Below are 1,694 nucleotides of genomic sequence, written 5' to 3'. Positions count from 1 at the left end.
AATTTGGAATTAAATATCTTAATTCCTATTAAATACGTATGAATAGTATGTTATAGATTTAAAAATGTCAAGTGGGGCGTAAGAAAAAATAAAAAATTATTTCAACGCAAATTAAACGGCTTTAATATTTTGTCAACCTGTACAGGTTTTCCGTTTTCGTCATCAACCGTTACTTTTGCAAAAGCCCAGCCGTCAATTTTGGCGGGGTCTGCTCCGGCGGCAATAAACGGCTCGGGAGCAAGGACAAACACGATGTCTTTATCGTTGGTATCCACATTTTTTGCCCATTCAAACATATTGCCGTCTCCCAAGGAAATACCGTAGTGATCCAATTGCCCATGATAGCCGATACTGCTACGTTTCAGTTTTACAATCTGTCCATAAGAGGCAAGCGGCGAGGCTTCCCCTTGATAGCTTAATTTTTCGTTTCCCAATTTTGTCCCCACTATGAGCATTCCGTCTTTAAAAATAAAATTGCCGGGAAGTTTTGACGGATCAAGTCCCGCCGCGATAAAAGGATCGGCGTTAATTTCCAGCATTACATCATAGAGCGGACTTTCGGCGAAGTTTTTGCTCCAGATAAAACGGACGCTGTTGTCGGGAGCGGAGATAGACCAGCCGACGTTTGCCTTGTCTTCTGATACCAATTGCGGCGCACTTTGCAAAAGCTCATTGAAGGAGCGAGCAGAGTAGCTTCCCACCACGTCCAGTTTTGAACAGGAAAACACTGTAATTGCAAACAGGGCAAAAAGTGCCGTTAAATTAATTGTCGTTTTCATTTTTTTCTCCTTATTATGATTATGCTTTAAATCTTTTTAGCCGCAACGCATTGGTCAGTACCGATACGGAACTTAAACTCATTGCGGCGGCGGCGAAAATCGGATTGAGGAGCGGTCCTCCAAAGAGGTACAGCACACCGGCGGCAATTGGAATACCAAGCACATTGTAGCCAAAAGCCCAGAACAGATTTTGTTTGATGTTACGGATTGTCCGCTTGCTTAAATTGATAGCAGTGGGGACATCGCTAAGGTCGGAACGCATAAGCACAATGTCGGCGGACTCCATTGCCACATCCGTCCCGCTTCCTATTGCGATGCCAATGTCCGCTTGCGCCAATGCCGGAGCGTCGTTGATCCCGTCTCCAACCATTGCAACTTTGCGTCCTTCGTCCTGCAATTTCTTTACTTCGACTGATTTGTCCTGAGGCAGAACTTCGGCAAGCACACGGTCAATTCCAACCTGTTTGGCGATTGCGTTTGCCGTTTTTTTATTGTCTCCGGTAATCATGGCGACCTCAATTCCCATTTTATGGAGCCGCTCAATCGCCGCCTTGCTGGAAGGTTTCAGTACGTCCGCCACGGCAATTATTCCCGCAGCCTTGCCATCCAGAGCGACATACATCGGCGTTTTTCCCTCACCGGCAAGGCGGTCGGAGGCGGGTTCTAGTTCGGTAAGAGAGATGCCTTGTTCGTCCATGAGTTTTTTGTTACCTATGAGGATGGGGAGTGGGGAAAAGGAAATTTTTGCTTCTATGCCTCTGCCGGGGATGGCTTTGAAATCTGTTACGGACGGCAGTTCAAGGCCGCGCTTTTCCGCTTCGCGGACAATAGCGGAAGCAAGCGGATGTTCAGAATTCTTTTCAACGGCGGCTACAAGTTGAAGAAGAATGTCTTGGGTGCTACGAGGAGGAACCG

General features: G+C 46.7%; 2 protein-coding genes. Both read right to left on the bottom strand.

Annotated elements, in window-relative coordinates; all coding sequences use genetic code 11:
- Positions 1 to 101: 101 nt before the first annotated feature.
- The gene (locus ACYVRH_RS12545) at positions 102 to 779 is read right to left on the bottom strand and encodes a hypothetical protein (RefSeq protein ID WP_461257240.1); all 678 of its coding nucleotides are present in this window, start codon (positions 777 to 779) and stop codon (positions 102 to 104) included.
- 19 nt (positions 780 to 798) lie between these two features.
- On the bottom strand, positions 799 to 1,694 hold an 896-nt coding region (locus ACYVRH_RS12540; protein WP_461257239.1), incomplete at its 5' end, for an HAD-IC family P-type ATPase.

The sequence above is a fragment of the Treponema sp. R80B11-R83G3 genome (genome assembly GCF_054786115.1).
Note: the sequence above shows the minus strand (reverse complement) of the source record. Positions and strands in the feature narration are given on the sequence as shown.

Excerpts from the sequence above, each read along its gene's own strand:
- ACYVRH_RS12545 (WP_461257240.1), bottom strand. The coding sequence starts at position 779 with ATGAAAACGACAATTAATTTAACGGCACTTTTTGCCCTGTTTGCAATT.